The 19,288-nt window shown below is 70.2% G+C and carries 15 protein-coding genes and 1 riboswitch; of the genes, 12 read left to right on the forward strand and 3 right to left on the reverse strand.

Translation table 11 applies throughout. The features are described from left to right. Positions 1 to 81: 81 nt before the first annotated feature. Complete coding sequence (locus A9O63_RS10385) at positions 82 to 2,229, reverse strand: TonB-dependent siderophore receptor (RefSeq protein ID WP_069331864.1); 2,148 nt, start codon at positions 2,227 to 2,229, stop codon at positions 82 to 84. A gap of 327 nt (positions 2,230 to 2,556) precedes the next feature. Between A9O63_RS10385 and A9O63_RS10390 the strand changes: the two genes are divergently transcribed. The 5 genes from A9O63_RS10390 (at position 2,557) to A9O63_RS10410 (ending at position 8,001) form a co-directional block, all read left to right on the forward strand. Beyond that, the gene (locus tag A9O63_RS10390) at positions 2,557 to 3,534 is read left to right on the forward strand and encodes an iron-siderophore ABC transporter substrate-binding protein (protein ID WP_069331865.1); all 978 of its coding nucleotides are present in this window, start codon (positions 2,557 to 2,559) and stop codon (positions 3,532 to 3,534) included. Positions 3,535 to 3,779: 245 nt separating this feature from the next. Beyond that, on the forward strand, positions 3,780 to 4,721 hold the full coding sequence (locus A9O63_RS10395; protein WP_167354617.1) for a FecCD family ABC transporter permease: 942 nt from the start codon (positions 3,780 to 3,782) through the stop codon (positions 4,719 to 4,721). Continuing rightward, a complete protein-coding gene (locus A9O63_RS10400; RefSeq protein ID WP_069331866.1) occupies positions 4,718 to 5,758 on the forward strand; it encodes a FecCD family ABC transporter permease in 1,041 nt (346 codons plus the stop codon). Before A9O63_RS10395 ends, A9O63_RS10400 begins: the two co-directional genes overlap by 4 nt. Then, a complete protein-coding gene (locus tag A9O63_RS10405; RefSeq protein ID WP_069331867.1) occupies positions 5,755 to 6,555 on the forward strand; it encodes an ABC transporter ATP-binding protein in 801 nt (266 codons plus the stop codon). The genes A9O63_RS10400 and A9O63_RS10405 overlap by 4 nt, the downstream gene beginning before the upstream one ends. Before the next feature lie 642 nt (positions 6,556 to 7,197). Then, on the forward strand, positions 7,198 to 8,001 hold the full coding sequence (locus A9O63_RS10410; RefSeq protein ID WP_069331868.1) for a YdcF family protein: 804 nt from the start codon (positions 7,198 to 7,200) through the stop codon (positions 7,999 to 8,001). Positions 8,002 to 8,007: 6 nt separating this feature from the next. Here A9O63_RS10410 and A9O63_RS10415 read toward each other — a convergent pair whose 3' ends face one another. Next, positions 8,008 to 10,647, reverse strand: coding sequence for a sensor domain-containing phosphodiesterase (locus A9O63_RS10415; protein WP_069331869.1), 2,640 nt, complete (start codon positions 10,645 to 10,647; stop codon positions 8,008 to 8,010). Between the two features lie 14 nt (positions 10,648 to 10,661). Further along, positions 10,662 to 12,350, reverse strand: coding sequence for a histidine kinase N-terminal 7TM domain-containing diguanylate cyclase (locus A9O63_RS10420; RefSeq protein WP_069331870.1), 1,689 nt, complete (start codon positions 12,348 to 12,350; stop codon positions 10,662 to 10,664). A 203-nt stretch (positions 12,351 to 12,553) separates the two neighbouring features. On the opposite strand from A9O63_RS10420, the gene A9O63_RS10425 reads away from it, so the two are divergent. The 7 genes from A9O63_RS10425 to A9O63_RS10455 all read left to right on the forward strand — a co-directional run bounded on the left by A9O63_RS10425 (position 12,554) and on the right by A9O63_RS10455 (position 18,910). Next, positions 12,554 to 13,444: a LysR family transcriptional regulator gene (locus A9O63_RS10425; protein ID WP_069331871.1), complete on the forward strand. Its 891-nt coding sequence runs from the start codon at positions 12,554 to 12,556 to the stop codon at positions 13,442 to 13,444. A gap of 89 nt (positions 13,445 to 13,533) precedes the next feature. Continuing rightward, positions 13,534 to 14,337 carry a carbon-nitrogen hydrolase family protein gene (locus A9O63_RS10430; protein WP_069331872.1) on the forward strand — a complete coding sequence of 268 codons (804 nt, stop codon included), beginning with the start codon at positions 13,534 to 13,536 and terminating at the stop codon, positions 14,335 to 14,337. A gap of 9 nt (positions 14,338 to 14,346) precedes the next feature. Continuing rightward, positions 14,347 to 15,000 (forward strand): RraA family protein, encoded by a 654-nt coding sequence (locus tag A9O63_RS10435; RefSeq protein WP_069331873.1) that lies wholly within the window; start codon positions 14,347 to 14,349, stop codon positions 14,998 to 15,000. A gap of 72 nt (positions 15,001 to 15,072) precedes the next feature. Next, entirely contained in the window at positions 15,073 to 16,116 is a 1,044-nt protein-coding gene (locus A9O63_RS10440) for an ABC transporter substrate-binding protein (RefSeq protein WP_069331874.1), read from the forward strand. 1 nt (position 16,117) lies between these two features. Continuing rightward, entirely contained in the window at positions 16,118 to 17,236 is a 1,119-nt protein-coding gene (locus A9O63_RS10445) for an ABC transporter ATP-binding protein (RefSeq protein ID WP_069331875.1), read from the forward strand. Beyond that, the gene (locus A9O63_RS10450) at positions 17,233 to 18,105 is read left to right on the forward strand and encodes an ABC transporter permease (protein WP_069331876.1); all 873 of its coding nucleotides are present in this window, start codon (positions 17,233 to 17,235) and stop codon (positions 18,103 to 18,105) included. The genes A9O63_RS10445 and A9O63_RS10450 overlap by 4 nt, the downstream gene beginning before the upstream one ends. 10 nt (positions 18,106 to 18,115) lie before the next feature. Then, positions 18,116 to 18,910, forward strand: coding sequence for an ABC transporter permease (locus A9O63_RS10455; protein ID WP_002724163.1), 795 nt, complete (start codon positions 18,116 to 18,118; stop codon positions 18,908 to 18,910). 159 nt (positions 18,911 to 19,069) lie between these two features. After that, positions 19,070 to 19,269, forward strand: a riboswitch (cobalamin riboswitch). Positions 19,270 to 19,288: the final 19 nt, after the last annotated feature.

The raw sequence follows: 19,288 nt of genomic DNA on the forward strand, positions 1-19,288 counted from the left end.
GCGTGGTGGTCCACCAAGGCGGCGCGCCCGGGGGCGATCCGGGAGCGCCGCCTCAGGCCCGAGGACGGCCGGTGCGGCGGCTCACCAGGTGCGGCGCAGCGTGGCGGTGACGGTGCGGCCCGGGTTGTAATAATCGGCCGTGCCGCGGCCCACGACATGCTGCTCGTCGAACAGGTTGCTCACATTGACGGACAGGCCGGTGTTCTCGGCGATGTCGTAGCTGAAGGCCGCGTCGAAGAGCGTGGCGGCGTCGCTCTTGCCGGTCACGTTCGTCTCCGCGAACTGATAGCTGCCGATGTAGCGGGCACCGAGGCCGAAGGTCATGTCGCCGCCGCGCGCCTGTCCCGGCAGGGTGTAGTTCACCCAGAGCGAGGCCATGCTTTTCGGCACATTGGCGAACTGGTTGCCCGAGACATCTGTGCCGCGCACCACCGCCCGCGTGAGCTCGGCATCCTGATAGGAATAGGCCGCGATCACGTCCCAGTTCTCGGCGATCTCGGCCTTGCCCTCGATCTCGAAGCCGCGCACGCGCGTCTCGCCCACCACCTCGCGCACGATGGTGCCGTCGTCGAGAACGACCGGGATCGTCATGTCCTGCCGGGTCAGGTCGAAGATCGCCGCCGACAGGAGCGCCCGGCTGCCCGCGGGCTGGTATTTCATGCCGATCTCATATTGCTCGCCGCGCTCGGGCTCGACCCCGATCGCGGGCGGCGCCACCGATTCCACATAGCTCGCATAGGCCGAGACCTCGTCGGTGACCTTGTAGGTCAGCGCACCGCGGATCGAGGTCTCCGAGAAATCGTCGCTGTCGTCGAAGGCCGTGCCCGACGAGGTGCCGCGGGACCGGAGGTCGAGCCAGTCGTGCCGCAGGCCCACGGTCGCCACCAGCCGGTCGGCGAAGGACAGGTTCTGCTGCAGGAAGACCGACTTCGTCTTGTAGTCGCTCTTGCGTGTCTCGTAGGGCGAGAGGTTCGAGGGCACGCCGGTCGCGATCCCCGTCGCAATGTCGATGGTGCCTGCTGCGCCGTAGAACGAGGCCGAGGAGAGCGCCGCGTCGCGATATTCGACGCCCACGAGCGTGCTGCTGTCGGTGCTGCCGAAGCTCGTGTCATATTGCAGGATGGCGTTGCCGATCAGCTCTTCGGCCGTGCTGTCGGAGCCGAAATAGAAGCGCGAGAGCTCGGTGCCCACGCGGGAGGCCGAATCCGACAGGTAGATATAGCCGAAATCGTCGGTCAGGTCGCTGTAGCGCAGGTTCGCGGTCAGGCTCAGCCCGCCGCCGAAGTCGTGGCGCAGCATGGCCGTCAGCGTGTCGCGCTCGACATCATGGTCGTTGAAGTCGGCCTCGCCGAAGAAATCGCCGCGATCATACTCGCGGTCGAACGGATAGCCGCCGCTGTTCGGCGTGCCGTCGCGCTTCAGATGGTCATAGACGAGCGTGAGCGTGGTGGCCTCGGTCGGTGCCCAGGTGAGGCCACCCATCAGGAAGCCGTCGTCGTCGCGCGACGTGTCATAGTCGAGCGCGCTGTCCTTCACCTTGCCGGTGAAGCGATAGGCGAGCGTCCCCTGCTCGTTCAGCACGTCGCCCAGATCGAAGCCCAGCTCCTTGTGGTCGTTGGTGCCGATCTGGCCGTAGATCTCGCCGAAGCGGGTGAACTGCGGCACCTTGGTCACGAAGTTCACCGAGCCGCCCGGATCGGAGACACCGAAGAGGGTCGAGTTCGCGCCCTTCAGCACCTCGATCCGCTCGTAGGCATAGGGCTCTTCGCGCACGCCGCGCATCGAGCCCAGCGTCAGCCCGTCGCGGTAGGTCGAGGCCTGGAAGCCGCGGACGAGGAAATAGTCGTTGCGGTCGTCGCTGCCGTAATAGTCGGTGACGATGCCCGCGGAATATTGCAGCACCTCCTCGGTGGTGGTGGCGGCGCGGGCGCGGATCTCGGCCTGGGTCACGACCGACACCGAGGCGGGCGTGTCGAGCAGGCTGGTCGCGACCTTGCCGCCGACCCAGAGCTCCTGCGCCACGACCGAATTGGCATCGTCGTCGGCCGCGGCGGCCGCATCCACGATGATGGGCGAGAGACGGAAGGCGCCCGCGGCCGCGTCGTCCGCCGCATCCTGGGCGCGCAGGCCCGTGGGCAAGGCCACCAGCGCCGAACCTCCGAGCAAGAGCGCCCTGAGGCAGGGGTGACGGAGGAGGGGGCGCGATCTGTCCGCGTGTCGGGGTTTCATGGGCGTTCCACTGGTTGAAGGTCTCTTCCCGCTGGCCCGACAGGCTGCCCCATCCGCTGGCTGTTCCCCCGGCACCGCCGGGGGCCGCCGCGCCCGGCACGGACGCGAGGGACCGCCCTGGCCCCTCGGGGCCGGTGCGATCGGCGGCAGCCCTAGCGGAGCGCCGGGGGGCCTGTATTGTAGATTCCGACGGTTCTTGTCGGATTCTCTGGAAACTTCGCCCTCGGTGCGAGTCCGGGCCTGAAATCCGGCCTCCCGCGCCTTGACGGAGGCGGGGCGGGATGGAAAGGCCGGCCCAACGCAGCTCCGTCCCGAGGGAGGTCCGACATGTCATCCATCCTCTTGCGCCCGCTCGTCCTGGCGCTTCTGGCCCTCGCGCCCGCTGCGGCGGCACAGGACTTCCCGCTGGCCATCGACCATGCCTTCGGCCGCACCGTGATCCCCGAGCGCCCCGTCCGGGTGGCCACGGTCGCCTGGGCCAATCACGAGGTGCCGCTCGCGCTCGGCGTGGTGCCGGTGGGCTTTGCCCGCGCCAACTTCGGCGACGACGACGGGGACGGGCTGCTGCCCTGGGTCGCCGAACGGCTGGAGGAACTGGGCGCCGAGGCGCCGGCGCTCTTCGACGAGGGCGACGGGATCGACTTCGAGGCGGTGGCGGCGAGCGCCCCCGACGTGATCCTCGCCGCCTATTCCGGCCTCAGCCGCGCCGATTACGAGACGCTGAGCGAGATCGCCCCGGTGGTGCCCTATCGCGAGGCGCCCTGGGCCACCGACTGGCGCGAGATGATCCGGCTGAACGGCGCGGCGCTGGGGATGGCCGCCGAGGGCGAGGCGCTCATCGGGCGCATCGAGGGCGAGATCGCCGAAACCGTGGCCCGCCATCCCGAGATCCGCGGCAGGACGGCGATGTTCGCCACCCATCTCGACATCCGCGATCTGAGCGTGATCCGCTTCTATTCCGCGACCGACACGCGGGTGAAGTTCTTCGAGGATCTGGGCCTCGTGACGCCCGAGAGCGTGCGCGAAGCCTCGTCCGGCGGGGCCTATGCCGCCGAGGCCAGCGCCGAGCGGATCGACCGGTTCGACGATGTCGACATTCTCGTGACCTATGGCGGCGAGCCGCTGCGCGAGCGGGTGTCGCAGAACCCGCTCACCTCGCGGATGAAGGCGGTGTCGCAAGGGGCGCTCGTGCTGCTCGGCAACGATCCGGTGGGCACGGCCGCCAATCCCACGCCGCTCTCGATCTCCTGGGTGCTCGAGGATTATGTCGGGCGGCTGGCCGAAGCCGCGCGCCGGGTGCCATGATCCGGCCCCTCCCCAGTCCTGACGCTCCAGCGGGGGGAAATCTTTCCTGCGCCCAGACCCCGCGCGCGGAGCGGGGCGCGGAAGCCGGGGATCCGCCTTCCGCGTCCGTGCCGTGCCGTATCGATGCGGACGGACCCCTGTCCCGCGCATCGGCACGGGGCAGGGGGGCGGGCACTGCGCCTTCGCTCCGGCGGCCGGCGCGCCTTCGCTGGGCGGGGCTCACCCTGCTTCTCGCGGCACTGGCGGTGGCGGCGGCGCTTTCGGTGGGGGTGGGCACGCGCGAGGTCGGCTGGGCCGACATCGCGGGCGGGCTCGCCGGGCGGACCTCCACCATCGGCGAGGCGGTGGTCGCGGTGCGGGTGCCGCGCACGATCCTCGCAGCACTGGCGGGCGCGGCGCTGGGGCTGGCCGGCGCCGTCATGCAGGGCGTGACGCGCAGCCCGCTCGCCGATCCGGGCATCCTCGGCGTCAATGCGGGCGCTGCCATGGCGGTGGTGGTGGGCATGGCCTGGTTCGGGATCGAGACCCTCTCGGCCTATCTCGGCACGGCGATCCTCGGCGCCAGCGGCGCGGCGGCCCTCGTCTATACGATGGGCTCGCTCGGGCGCGGCGGGGCCACGCCGCTCAAGCTGGCGCTGGCCGGAGCCGCCACCTCGATCGCCGTCTCCTCGCTCACCATGGCGATCCTGCTGCCGCGCAACGACATCGCGGGCAGCGTGCAGGCCTGGCAGGTGGGGGGCGTGGGCGGTGCCACGCCCGACGCGATCCTGGCCCTCATGCCCGTCCTGCTTGCGGGGCTGGCGGTGAGCCTCCTCTCCGCGCGCACCCTGAACATCCTCGCCCTCGGCGACGATACGGCGGCGGGCCTCGGCCTCTCCGTCGCGCGGAGCCGCCTCGTCGCGGCCGCGGGGGCGGTTCTCCTCTGCGGGGCCGTCACGGCGATCTGCGGACCCATCGGCTTCGTGGGCCTCGTCGTGCCGCATCTCTGCCGTCTCCTCTGCGGTGTCGATCATCGCTGGCTGCTGCCCTTCTCGGCTCTGGGAGGCGCGCTTCTGCTGATGCTCGCCGACGTGCTGGGCCGGATCCTCGCCCGTCCGGGAGAGCTCGACGTGGGCATCGTGACGGCCTTCGTGGGCGCGCCGGTCTTCATCTGGATCGTGCGGCAACGGAGGATCCGCGAGCTGTGACCACCGAACCTTCTCTCGTCGCCGAGGTCGCGGCCCACCGGCGCCGCCGCCTGCGCCGGGGCGCGGCCCTCGTGCTCGTCCTATCCCTCCTGATCCTCGCGGCCGTGGCGCTGACGCTCTCGGTCGGCTCCACGCCGGTGGCGCCGCTCGACGTGCTCCGTGTGCTGGCCGGGCAGGAGGTGCCGGGCGCCTCCTTCACCGTGGAGCGGCTGCGGCTGCCGCGCGCGGTGCTGTCCCTTCTGGCCGGCCTCTGCTTCGGGCTTGGCGGCGCCGCCTGCCAGACCCTGCTCCGCAGCCCGCTCGCCAGCCCCGACATCATCGGCATCTCGGCGGGCAGCGGGGCCGCCGCCGTCTTCACCATCGTCGTCCTCGGCTGGAGCGGGCCTGCCGTCTCGGTCGCGGCCATCCTCTGCGGGCTCGCCACCGCGCTCGCGATCTATCTCCTGGCCTGGCGCGACGGGGTGGCGGGCGCGCGGCTGATCCTCGTGGGGATCGGGATCTCGGCCATGCTGCAGAGCGTGACCGCCTATCTCCTCCTGCGCGCCCCGGACTGGAGCCTGCAGGAGGCGATGCGCTGGATGACGGGCAGCGTGAACGGCGCCCGGCTGTCGGATGCACCGCCCCTCCTGCTGGCGCTCGCCCTGTTCGGGACCCTGCTCCTTTGCCAGAGCCGCAATCTCGAGACCTTGCGGCTCGGCGACGACAAGGCGGCGGCGCTCGGCGTGCGGATCGCGCGGACGCGGCTTCTGATCCTCGTGGGCGTGGTCGGGCTGATCGCGGTGGCGACCGCCGTCGCGGGCCCCATTGCCTTCGTGGCATTCCTCGCGGGCCCGATCGCCGCGCGTCTCGGGATGCCGGGCCGGCCGATCCTGCTGCCGGCCGCGCTGATCGGCGCGCTCCTCGTGCTGCTGGCCGATTTCGCGGGGCAGGTCCTTCTGCCCGGCCGCTATCCGGTCGGGATCGTCACCGGCGCCGTCGGCGCGCCCTATCTCATCTATCTCATCGTCCGGGTGAACCGGGCCGGAGGCACCATATGACCGGAAATGCGCTGGTGGTCAGGGAGCTTGCCGCAGGCTACGGCGACCGGACGGTGCTGCGCGGGCTCGATCTCGCGGTGGCGCCCGGGCGGATCACCGCCATCGTCGGGGCGAATGCCTGCGGCAAGTCCACGCTCCTGCGGACGCTGTCGCGGCTCCTCTCGCCTGCCGAAGGGCAGGTGCTGCTCGACGGCCGCTCGGTCCATCGCATCCCCCCGCGCGAGCTTGCCCGCCGGATGGGTCTCCTGCCGCAGTCGCCGGTGGCGCCCGACGGTATCACCGTGCTCGATCTGGTGAGCCGCGGCCGCCACCCGCATCAGGGGCTCTTCTCGCGCTGGAGCGCCGCCGACGATGCGGCGGTCGCGGCCGCGCTCGAAGCCACGGGCACCGTGGATCTGGCCGAGCGCGCGGTGGACGAGCTGTCGGGCGGGCAGCGCCAGCGGGTCTGGATCGCCGTCGCGCTGGCGCAGGAGACGGGGATCCTGCTCCTCGACGAGCCCACCACCTTTCTCGACATCGCCCATCAGATCGAGGTGCTCGACCTGCTCACCGATCTGAACCGCAGGCAGGAGACCACCATCGTCATGGTGCTGCACGACCTGAACCTTGCCGCCCGCTATGCCGACGCGCTGGTGGCGATGGCCGGAGGCCGCATCCATGCCAGCGGTCCGCCCGAGACGGTCCTGACCGAAGAGATGGTGCAGGCGGTCTTCGGGCTGCCCTGCCGGACGCTCACCGATCCGGTGAGCGGCCGGCCGATGATGCTGCCGATCGGACGCCACCGCACCGGCGGCTGAGACGGAAGGGACGCCCGAGCGGAGCGGCGCCTCCGCCGGAGCGCCCTGATCGCAAGGCCCATGGGGCTGCGCGTTGGCGAGGCGCCGAAGAGGCTCCGGGGGCTGGCTGCGGCTCGGGCTCGGTAGGCGAGGCGGTAGATCGCCTCGATCTCGGCCACGCTCAGGTCGGGCGGGTTCCAGTCGATCAGGCGGCGGATGCCATGCGCCTCCGCAGCCATGACCGGCAGGTCCTCGGGCGGCACGCCATGCGCCCGGAGCCGCATGTCGAGCCCGAGTCCGGCGCAGGTGCTCGAGACCATCCGCACCGGGCACCGGATTCTCGAAAATGCCTGGCATCTTCAATGGCAGGGGAGAAGGGATTGCTTCGCCCTGCATTTTACAAATCCTCCGACTTGCCGCGAGAACCGGTCTGAACCGCTCCACCGAAGCGCCCGGTCCAGCCCAGTATCTCGACGGACTGTCAGAGCGGCCATCGGGCGCGGGGCAGGGTGCCTCCGCCCGGTGCTCCATGCGACGCCGTGCGGCGGCCAAGCGGATCCGTTTCCGAAGTCCTCTTGCCTTTCCGGCAGAGGGGCGGTTGTCATTCCGCGCCGCAGCGGCAGAATGGCCCGGAACCGCCTTCCTCCGACGCAGGCCCCGCTCATGGACACGATCTTCTTCATTGCCTCCAAGCTTATCTGGATGCTGGTTCGGCCCGAGACGCTGCTCGTCCTTGCCGTGGCGGCGGGGCTCGCAGCCCTCGTCCTGCGCCGTCTGCGTCTGGCGGCGGCGCTGCTCCTGTCGAGCTGTCTGGCGTTCCTCGCGGTGGGCGCGCTTCCGCTGTCGCATCTGGCCCTCGCCTCGCTCGAGCGGGTCTGGCCCGCCGATCCGCCGGTGGGAGAGGTGGCGGGCATCATCCTCCTCGGCGGCGGCGAGGATGCGGCCGCGGCGCGGAAGTGGCGGCGGCCCGCCGTGACCGACGCGGGAGATCGCTATCTCGCGACCATCGACCTCGCGCGGCGCCATCCGGAGGCGCGCGTTCTGTTCACCGGGGGCAGCGGGCGCCTGTTCGGGGCCGAGATTTCCGAGGCCCGCATCGCACGCGAGATCCTCGTCTCGGCGGGCATCGATCCGGCCCGGCTGATCCTCGAGGGAGACTCGCGCAACACGGCCGAGAATGCGCGCTTCGCCCGCGCCCTCGTGGCGGATCAGGGACAGGGCAGCTGGCTCCTCGTCACCTCGGCCTTCCACATGCCGCGCGCCGTCGAGACCTTCTGCGCGGCCGGCTGGCAGGATCTGGTGCCCTGGCCCACCGACTATCGCACGGCCAACCTGCGCGACGGGATCGGCTGGGATCTGTCGCGCAATCTCGATCTGCTGAATGTGGCCGTGCGGGAATGGATCGGGATCCTGGCCTACCGGAGCACGGGCCGGGCTGTGGCCGCCGACTGCACGCGGGGCGGCTGACGCGCCTCAGCCCGGACCGGCGGAAGGGGTCACGAAGGCCGCCTCGAAGGCATCGACGGGGAGGGGGCGGCCCAGAAGGTAGCCCTGCAGCCGGTCGCAGCCCTCGGCCGAGAGCCAGCACCGCTGCCGCTCGGTCTCGACGCCTTCGGCGGTCACGGCGAGGCCCAGCGCTTGAGCGATGCCGAGGATCGCCTGGATCAGGGGCTTGCTGTCGCGCCGCTCCGCCGTCTCGAGCCCGGCCACGAAGCCACGGTCGATCTTGATCTCTGTCGCCTCGATCCGGTGGAGATAGGAGAGCGAGGCATAGCCCGTGCCGAAATCGTCGATGGCGATGCCCACGCCGGCGCGCCGCAGGGTCGCGATATTGTGGTCGGCGACCGAGGAGAGCGTGGCGAGCGACGTTTCGGTCAGTTCGACCACGAGCTGCTGCGGGCAGACCTCCTCATCGGCGAGGTGCTGCAGCAGCTCCTCGGCAAAGCCCGCGCGGGCGAAGGTCTGCGCCGAGGCATTGACCGCGAGCCGGTGGCGCCAACCGCGGCGCGCCCAGAGGCCGAGCTGCCGGGCAGCCAGCACCGCAACGCGCGCGTCGATGCGCTGGATCAGGCCCGTTTCCTCGGCGATGGGAATGAATTCCGCGGGGCCGATCTCGCCCAGCCGGGGGTCCCTCCAGCGCAGGAGCGCCTCGGCCCCGTCGAAGGCGCCACAGGCCCGGAACTGCGGCTGGAACACGAGGCGCAGGTCGGCCTCGACCGCGGTCGAGGCGAGCGCCTGGGTGATGGCGCTGCGCCGGGCCTCGGCCGCGAACTGCTCCTGCGAGAGCAGGACGCTGCGGTTGCGTCCCGCGCGCTTGGCCGCATGCAGCGCGATGTCCGCGCCTGTCATCAGAAGCGCCATCGAGGTCCCGTGTTCGGGATGGAGCGCGATGCCGACGGAGGCGCCCAGATGCACCGGCTGGCGGCCGACCTCGATCGGGGCCGAGATGGCGGCGCGCAGCGCCTCGGCCAGACGCGGGGCACTGGCGGCATCGGCGCCGGGCGCCAGCACCATGAATTCGTCGCCGCCCATCCGGGCCACCAGACAGTCGGCCCCCGCCACGGCCCGCAGCCGGTCGGCCGCGACGCGCAGCACCGCATCCCCGGTGTCGTGGCGCCGGAGGTCGTTCACCGCCTTGAAATTGTCGAGGTCGAGCATCACCAGCGCGAAGGGAGCGGCCTCCTTCAGCCGCGCCTCGACCGCATCGGCGAGCGCGCGCCGGTTCGCAAGCCCGGTCAGCGGGTCTTCCGCCGCCTGCCGCCGCAGCCGCTCGGCCGAGGCCTCCGCATGGGTGATGTCGGTGACGGAGATCACGATCCGCGCCTCGTCGGCGGCCTGCGGCAGCGGGGCCGCATGGATCGACAGGATGCCGAACTGGCCATCGGGGCGGCGGATCGCATAGCGCAGGTCGTGCAGCGGCGCGCCGGTTGCACGCACGAGGGCCGAGGGCATGTCGGCCTCGGGCAGCGGACGGCCGTCGAGCGTCTCGAGGACCGCCTCCATCCTGAGACGGCCGGCATGGGGCTGCAGCACGAGGAGCCGCCGGGCCTCGTCGTTGGCATAGACGATGCCGCCCTCGGCATCGAGGGCCACGATGGCCGAGACGCTGGTATGAAGGACCGCGGTCAGAAAGGCGTTGCGCGTGGCAAGCTCCCGCTCGAGCAGCTTGCGGTCGGTGATGACCGTCTCGACCGACGCATGACCGGCATAGCGCCCGTCCGCGTCGGACAGCGGATGGGCGTTGAAGCGGATCCAGTAGGGCTGGCCCGCGGCCGTATAGTTGATGGTCTCGCCCTCGCAGCTCGAACAGGTGCGGATCGCCTCGGCGACGGCGGCGCTGACGCCGGGATCCGTTCGCGGGCCGCGCACCACCTCCGCAAAGTTTCGGCCCCGGATCGCCTCGAGGCGGTGGCCCGTATGGACCTCGAAGGCCCGGTTCACCCAGACGATCTGCTGCTCGGTGTCGGTGACGATCACGAGGTTCGTCATCAGCTCCGTCACGCGCGCCAGCCGTTCGAGGTTGCGCGCCACGTCGCGGGCAGCGCTGCGGGCCGCCGCCGCGCGGTGCTCGGCATCCCGCCGCGCGAGGGCGGCCCCCATCGCCTCGGCAATGGAGTGCAGGAGGGCCATCTCGGCGGGACCCACGGGGCGACGGGCCCTGAAGAGACTGAGACCCACCGCACCGATGAGGGCCGTGCCATCGGTCAGGGGCATCATCACCAGCGCCCGAACCCCGTGCCGGGCCATCTGCTGCTTGGCCGGATCGCTCTCGGGCAGCCCATGCAGATCGGGCACATCGATCGGTTCGCCGCGGCGCAGGATCGGCATCCAGCGGTCGAGCGTGCGCAGCGGAATGCGCTGCATCTCGGACCGGATCTCAGACGCCCCGGATCTGCACCATTCGTGCGTGCAGTCCAGCATCTGCCCGGCCTCGATCCGGTAGACCAGCGCCCGGTCCGCGCCGCAGTGCGCGCCGAGTTCCGCGATGGTGCGGGCGATGGCCGCGTCCACCTGGGTGCCGGTCGCCCGCATCAGGGCCCGCATCAGCGGCGTGGCAAGGCGCTGGCCTTCCGACAGGCGATGGGCGAGGACTGCAGGCGGGTGCGGGATCATCGGAACACCTCGTCTCAGGCCGAGGCCGGACGGGCGGGCCCGGACAGGGCCGCCGCCGCATCGGCCGCCTCGCGGCGCCCCGCATCCAGATGCAGGACCAGATTGCGGCCCTGACGCTTCGCCTCGTAGAGCCGCGCGTCGGCCCGCGCGGTGAGCTGGCCGAGGCTCCTGCCGTCGCCGGGCCGCATGGCCACGCCGGCCGAGAAGGTCAGGCGCGGCAGGTCTCCGTCGCGCAGCGGCGGGTCCGCCTCCAGCCGGCGCGCGAGCTTCTCGAGAAGGTCCACCACGGCTCCCGTATCCTGTCCCGGGCAGAGGGTCAGGAATTCCTCGCCGCCGATGCGGAAGGCGCGCGCGCCCTCGGGCAGGACGGACGACAGCTCGGCCGCGAACCGTTGCAGCACCCGGTCGCCCATCGCATGGCCCAGCCGGTCGTTGATCTGCTTGAAATGGTCGATGTCGATCAGGGCGAGGGCGATGGCCCCCTCGCGCTCGGTGGCGGCCTCGAAGAGACGGTCGAGGGCCCGCCGGTTGCCGAGCCCGGTCAGCGGATCCGAGCGGGCCGAGGCCTCGGCCGCCTCACGCAGCCGGGTGATCTCGGCCAGCCGGTCGCGGGACTGGGCGAGAGCCGCCTCGAGACGCGCGGCATTCCGGCGAAGCTCGGTCGTGTCCGTCATCAGGGCGACGGCGCCGAGAAGCGTGCGGCCGGTGCCGAGCGGTCGCCAGATCGGCAGGAACCGGATGTCGAGGGTCCGGCCGCCGATCTCGACTGGCTCGCGCGGCCGGCTCGGGCGCTCGCCCTTCTCCATCAGCTCGAGGAGCGAGGCGAAGGGCCCCGCAGGGTCGAGCGCGGTTCCGGGCGCGAGCTCCGGCATCAGGAGACTGGCGGCGGGATTGAGCCCCGCGATCTGACCGCGGGCCGTCACCACCAGCACCGGGTCGGCGACGTTGAAATAGATGAGGTCGCGCGCGACCGTCGTCAGGTCGAAGGTCCGGTTGCCGTAGATGGCCCAGGTCAGGACGAGCAGCACGAAGGCGAAGGCAAAGGGCGTGGGATCGAAGCCGAAGACGGTGGCCTTGAACAGGACATAGGCGAGGTTCGCCACGATGGGGGCGAGCGTGCCGAAGAGGAGCATCATCAGCATCGGGCGCTGCGCCCGCGCGGCACGGAAGGCGCCGAAGGCCGCGATGCCCACCGAGAAGAGCAGGAAGACATAGAGAAGCGCCGTCGCGGCATGGAACAGCGGCCCGTGGAGGAAGAGCGCCGAGAGCCGCCCGTCGATCACCGCGAGGCGGGTGCCCGGCAGGTAGAAAAGCCCGTGCCAGGGGTTGGTGGCGACGATCGCCGTGACCGAGACCACGACCGCCCCGAGGAGCCCCGCCTCGAGACGCCGCCCGCCGATGCGGCCGCCCTGGCAATAATGGCGCAGGAAGAAGAACCAGCTGACCGGCACCAGCGCGATGGCGGGCCAGGCCATCGAACTGAAGGCCATCTTGCAGGTCAGGCCGGGGGTCGCCATCTCCAGCCCCGCGAAGGCGAGCCACCAGATCACGCCGCAGACGGCGCTCAGGAAATATTCTCGTCCGAAGAAATACTCCTGCCGGAGAAGCCAGGCCGTGAGCAGGCTGAATCCCAGAAAGGTCGATGCCGCGACGAAGACAGCGGCATCGATATTCAGGCTGCGCAAGCAATGGGTAGGGTCCATTGACGATCCGGCCACAAGGAATGGAGTCTCCTTACCACCTTCGGCGGAGGCTGGGAACAAGGCGTCGCAAGAATTGTCAGACTGTTCCTTGCGCCCTCCGCTGCCGCCCACCGCAAGGCCCGCGCCATCGCAAGATCCTCATCTTGAGCCCAAGGCCCTCGCGTGGGACTTCTGGGCGACATGCGGGGCAGGAGACAGGCACCATGAACCTTCGCTTCATCGAAACCTTTCTCTGGGTGGCGCGTCTGGGCAGTTTCCGCGCCGCGGCCGAGCGGCTGAACACGACGCAGGCCGCGGTCTCGAACCGCATCGCCACGCTCGAGGCCGCGCTGGGACAGGATCTCTTCGAGCGGATGCCGGGCGGCGTGCGGCTCTCGCCCATCGGGCAGCGCGCCATCGCGCCGGCCGAGGATCTGATGCGGAGCGCGATGGAGTTCCGCATCTCGGTGGGCCGGCCCGAGCAGCTCCGCTCGACGGTGCGGATCGGCACTATCGACAGCATCGTGCAGGCCTGGCTTCCCCGCTTCATCGAGCGGGTGCGCGAGCTCTATCCCGGCCTCACGCTCGATCTGAACGTCGATACGTCGCGCGGGATCGCGCGCGAGATCGTCGAGCGCAAGATCGACCTCGCGCTCCTGATGGGCCCGGTGCTCGAGGCGGGCCTGCGCAACGTGGATCTGGGCAGCATGGACTGCGCCTGGGTCGCGGCACCCCGCTTCGGGCTCGGCGGGCGCAGGCTCGGCCTCGCCGATCTTGTCGAGCTGCCGATCCTCACCTTCTCGCGCAACAGCGACCCGCATGTCTGGCTGATCCGCCAGTTCGAGGAGCTGCGCCTGCCCCAGCCCGCGATCTCGAACTCGAATTCGCTCTCGGCCATGCTGCGGCTGGCGCTCGAAGGGGTGGGGGTGGCCTTGATGACGCGGCCGGTCGTCGAGGAAGCGCTGGCGTCCGGGGCGCTCGACCTTCTCGATGTGGACCCACCCTTTCCGCCGCTGGCGCTCCATGCGGTCTTCGCCGACCACGGCGACAACCTCCTGCCCGTGGCCCTCTCGGAGGTTGCGGCGCAGGTCGCGCTGGAGGAGCGGGGGCGATAAGTTTTTCTGTTCGGACCCCACAAAAAAGAGTCGTTTGCCACAGACCGGCCCGACATGGAGCCTTGAGCGGAGAAAAGCAGGAGGCTCGCATGAGAGTTAGCTTGATCCAGATGAATTCCGCCGAGAACAAGGAGCGGAATCTGGACGTGGCGGAGGAGATGATCCGCAAGGCGGTCGGGGTCGAGAACCCCGATCTGGTGGTACTGCCCGAATATTTCGCCTTCCTGGGCGAGGGGCGGGAGGCGGTCCACGGCAATGGCGAGAGCTTCCCCGATGGGCCCACCTACCGGCGCTTCTCGGCGCTGGCGGCCGAACTGGGGGTGACGCTGCATCTGGGCTCGATGGTCGAGAAGGCGGGGAACGGCCATTACAACACGACGCTCGTCTTCGGCCCCGACGGCGCCGAGATCGCCCGCTACCGCAAGATGCATCTCTTCGACATCGATGTGCCGGGCGGCATGTCCTACCGCGAGTCCGACACGATCAGCCGTGGCGAGGAGGTCGTGACCTACCGGGTGGGCGAGACCACGGTCGGCTGCGCCATCTGCTACGACATCCGCTTCCCGGAACTCTTCCGCGCGCTGCGCGACAAGGGCGCCGAGGTGATCGTGCTGCCTGCGGCCTTCACGCTGATGACGGGCAAGGATCACTGGGAGGTGCTGGCGCGGGCGCGTGCCATCGAGACCCAGACCTATTTCCTCGCGGTGGGCCAGACGGGCTCCCATGCCGAGGGGCGCAAATGGTGCTGGGGCCATTCGATGGCGATCGACCCCTGGGGCCATGTCGTGGCCCAATGTTCCGACGGCGAGGGTCTGACGACCGCCGTCGTCGATCCCGCCCGCATCGCGGCCGTCCGCCGCGACGTGCCCGTGGCCCAGCACCACGTTCTCTGAGGACTGCGCATGTTCACTGTCAACCAGATGCCCCCGCAGATCGCGCCGGCCCTCGTCGCGCGGATGGAGAAGGTGGAGGTGGCCACCGTGGGGCACTTCCTCCATTCCGGCTTCCCCGACCGCGATCTGCGCGCGGTCCTGCCCGAGAAGCGCGTGGCGGGCACCGCCGTCACCGTGCGGCTGCCGCATGCGGATTCGACGATCCTCCACTATCTGACGAAGCTCGTCCGACCGGGCGATTTCATCATCGTGGACCGCTGCGGCGACACGAAGCACGCCTGCTGGGGCGGGGTCGTGACCCATGCGATGAAGCTCGGCGGCATCGTGGGCGCGGCCATCGACGGCCCCGCCACCGACTTCTCCGAGATCCGCCGGGTCGAGCTGCCGATGTGGTGCCGGGGGCCTGCGCCGATCACGACGAAGATCCTCGGGCTCGAGGGCGCGATCAACGTGCCGGTGAGCCTCGGCGGGCAGACCGTCCATCCGGGCGATGCGGTCATCGCCGACGAGAGCGGCCTCGTGATCCTGCCGCCCGAGCGGGCGGAATGGGCCACCGAGAAGGCGCTCGGGATGCAGGAGGCCGAGCTCGTGCTGCTCGACCGGCTGCGCAAGGGCGAATGGCTGCCCGACATTTCGGGTGCCACGAAGCTCGTCGAGGCCTGAGGGTCCCCGGCTCCGGCCGTGCCCCGCGCGGCCGGGACCCGTTCACAAGAAGCAACAGGGAAAGGCAACGTCATGAAGAACAGAAGCCTTGCGGCAAGCGCGGCGGTTCTGGCGCTCACGGCCGGAGCGGTGCAGGCCGAGACGGTGGTGCTGTCGGCCTATTCGGGCATCTTCGAGGAGAATTACCGCGCGGCGGTGGTCGAGCCCTTCATGGAGGCGCATCCCGACATCGACGTGGAATTCTACGGCATGCCCAACTCTGCCCAGATGCTCGGCACCCTGCGGGCGCAGAAATCCGCGCCCCAGATCGACGTGATGATCCTCGACGTCTCGGTGGCCAAGGCCGCCACCGACGAGGGACTGTTCGCCCCCCTCGACGAGAGCGTGACCGCCCATGTGGCCGATCTCTATCCGCAGGCACGGGTGGAGGGCGTGAATGCGGTGGGCGTCACCTTCGACAATCTCGTGATGCTCTACAACACCGACAAGGTGACCGAGGCCCCGACCTCGTGGGAGGCGCTCTGGGATCCGCAGTGGAAGGGGCAGGTCTCGATCCCGGCGGTGCCCGACATCCAGGGCACCACGCTCACCATCATCGCGAACCGCCTCGCGGGCGGCGAGGGCTACATGGACGGGATGGAGCCGGGGATCGCCAAGCTCATGGAGCTCGCGCCGAACGTGCAGACCTGGGAGCCGCGCCCCGACGTCTATCAGCCGATCTCGAGCGGGACGGCCGCGATCGGCATCGGCTGGAACGCGCGGGCGCAGGTCTATGCCGACAAGTCCGACGGCAAGCTGGGCGTCGTGCTGCCCGAAGAGGGAAGCGGCTTCCAGATCAACGTGATCGGCCTTGTGCAGGACGCGCCCGCGGGCGATGCGGCCAAAACCTTCCTCGACTATGCGCTGAGCCCCGAGGTGCAGGCGCGCTTCACCGAGACCATGTTCTACGCGCCCACCAACCAGAAGGCCGCGGCGCTCGTCTCCGAGGCGGCGCTCGAACGGACGGCGGCGGGCTCCATGGACGAGATGATCCCGATCAACTGGCTCGAGGTTGCCACGATCCGCGATGCCGTCACCGAACAGTGGCGCCGCCGCATCATTCCGCTGAGCCGCTGACATGATGGTCGAGCGCGCGATGGCCGCGGAGGCCGCCCTCGGGACCCCGGAAGGCCCCGATCACCTGGTCCTGAGCGAGGTCGGCATGACCTTCGGGACGCTCGACGTCATCCCCTCGCTGTCGCTTTCGGTCAGGCGGGGCGAGATGGTGGCCTTCCTCGGCCCCTCGGGCTGCGGCAAGACCACGACGCTGCGCATGATCGCGGGGTTGCTCGATCCCACGCGCGGCCGGATCTCGGTGGGCGGGCGGGACATCACCCACCTGCCGGTCCACGACCGCGACATGGGCATGGTGTTCCAGAGCTACGCGCTCTTTCCGCACATGACGGTGGCGCAGAACGTGGCCTTCGGGCTCGAGATGCGGCGGATGGCCAAGGTCGAGATCCGCGCGCGGGTCGAGCGGGCGCTGGCCATGGTGCAACTCGGCCATCTGGCCGGGCGCAAGCCCAAGGCGCTCTCGGGCGGGCAGCAGCAGCGGGTGGCGCTGGCCCGCGCGCTGGTGGTCGAGCCCTCGATCCTGCTGCTGGACGAGCCGCTTTCCAACCTCGATGCAAAGCTGCGCGACGAGATGCGGGTGCAGATCCGCAGCCTCCAGCAGCAGAGCGGCATCACCGCGGTCTTCGTGACCCACGATCAGGTCGAGGCGCTCAGCATGTGCGACCGGATCGTGGTGATGCGCGGCGGCCATGTCGAGCAATATGGCACGCCGAACGAGATCTACGAGCGGCCGGCGACGCCCTTCGTGGCCTCCTTCGTGGGCCGCACCAACCGGCTTTCGGGCCGGGTCGATCCATCGGGGCGGCTGCTGATCGAGGGCCGGCCGGTCGCGGCCGAGGGGCGGCTGCCCGAGGGCGCGGTCGAGGTGCTGGTGCGCCCGCACCGGATGAGCCTGCGCGCCGCCTCGGAAGAGCCGCCGGCGGGGCTGAACAGCCTGCCGGGGGTGCTGACGGGCGCCACCTTCGTGGGCGACCTGATCCAGGCCACGGTGCGGATCGGGGCGGGCGAGATCACCGTCGAGCAGCTCACGCGCCGCCGCTCGGGCCTGCCCGAGCCGGGCTCGGCCGTGACCGTCGCCTGGGAGGCCGGCGACACGATGGTCTATCCCGAGGGCAGGGCATGACGGCCGTTCCCGCGGTGTCGGCCGGCCGGCGGCCGATGGGCGGGCAGCAGGTGGCGGTGGCGCTCCTCCTGCCCATAGCCCTCATCAATGTGGTGGGCTTCATGCTGCCCATCTTCAACCTCGCCCGCTATTCCTTCAACCGGGCGACGGTGGGCGGGGGGATCGAGAATGTCCTGACGCTCCAGAACTGGACCGGGCTTCTGGGCGACCCGTTCTATCTGCAACTGATCCTGAACTCGGTCTTCGTCTCGCTCGGGGTCACGCTCTGCGCGCTTATCCTGTCCTATCCGATCGCGCTCTATCTCCACCGCGCCTCGGGCAGCTGGCGGACCTTCCTTACCGTGCTCGTGATCTCGCCGCTCCTGACCTCGGCCGTGGTGCGCACCTACGGCTGGATCGCGATCCTCGCCGAGGAGGGGCCGGTCGTCTCGGCGATCCGGGGCATGGGCCTCACGCCGCCGCCGCTCATGTTCAACATCAACGGCGTCTTCATCGGCCTGACCGAGATCCTGATGCCCTACATGATCCTCGCTCTCCTCGCGGGGTTCGGGCGGCTCGATCCGCGGGTCGAGGAGGCGGCACGCACGCTGGGCGCCACGCCCTGGCAGAGCTTCCGGCGCGTGATCCTGCCGCTGACCGCGCCCGGCATCGCGCTGGGGTGCCTGCTGTGCTTCGTGCTGGCGGTCTCTTCCTTCATCACGCCGAAGCTCATGGGGGGCGGGCGCGTGTTCCTGCTCGCGACCGAGATCTACGACCAGGCCATCGTGACCCTGAACTGGCCGCTGGCCTCGACGCTCTCGATCCTCGTCCTCGTGATCTTCGGGGCGGCGCTCGTGGCCTATTCCGCCGTGCTGAAACGTCTGGACTGAGGAGGGCGCCATGCAGATCCACAAGACCTCGAAGCCGATGGGGATCCTCGTCGCGGTGCTCTTTCTCTATCTGCTCGCGCCGGTGATCCTCGTCTTCCCGATCTCGCTCTCGGGCGACAGCGTGCTGCGCTTTCCGCCGACCTCCTGGTCGCTCCGCTGGTACGAGGCCCTGTTCGAGAACCGCGCCATGCTCGGCGCCTTCTGGACGAGCCTGTCGCTTGCGGCCATCGTCACCGTGCTCTCGCTCGTGATCGCGGTGCCGGCGGCCTGGGTGATGGTGCGGATGGAGTTCCGCGGCCGGGATCTCCTGTTCAACCTCTTCACCGCGCCGCTCCTGCTGCCCACCATCGTGCTCGGGCTCGCCATCCTCATCGTCTTCGCCTCATTCGGGCTTCTGGCCACGATGCAGGGGCTGATCCTCGCCCATCTCGTCATCACGCTGCCCTATGCGCTGCGCATCCTGGCCGTTTCGCTCGCCACGCAGAACATGGCCTGCGAGGAGGCCGCGAAGACGCTTGGCGCAAAGCCCCTCACCGTCTTCTTCCGGGTGACGCTGCCGATGCTCACGCCCGGGATCGTGGCGGCCGCGGCGCTCTGCTTCCTCGTCTCGTTCGACGAGGTGGTGATCACGCTGTTCCTCACCGGGCCGCGCATCAGCACGCTGCCGGTCGAGCTCTACAACTACGTCTACAACACCGCCGATCCGCTGGTGGCCGCGGCCTCGGTGCTGCTGATCCTGCTGACGCTGGGGGTGATCCTCGTGGTCGAGCGCGCGATGGGCCTCGGGCGGGCCTTCGTGAAATAGCCCGCACTCCCGCGCGTCCTTCGGGGCCGGCTGTTCCGGGGGAACGGCCGGCCCCGTTTCCATCGGCGGGGGGGGGGGGGGGGGGGGGGGAGGCCGCCCCCCCCCGTTTCCATCGGCGGGCGGCACGCGCCCTCTCCCCTTGTCAACGGCGGCGTGACCGGCTACTCAATCCTCGTCGGTTTCCGTAAGGAATTGAAAGGGAATCCGCCGCCGGACCTGTCCGGCGAACCGGAACTGCCCCCGCAACTGTAGGCGGCGAGGAGCTCGCGATCAAAGCCACTGTGGCCTCAAGCCATGGGAAGGCCGCGCCAGCCCTGTGACCCGCCAGTCAGGAGACCTGCCGGCGTTCGATCTCAACGCGGCCCGGGCGGGGTGTCC

Origin of the sequence: Cereibacter johrii (assembly GCF_001720585.1) — a bacterium.
Lineage (GTDB): Bacteria > Pseudomonadota > Alphaproteobacteria > Rhodobacterales > Rhodobacteraceae > Cereibacter_A > Cereibacter_A johrii.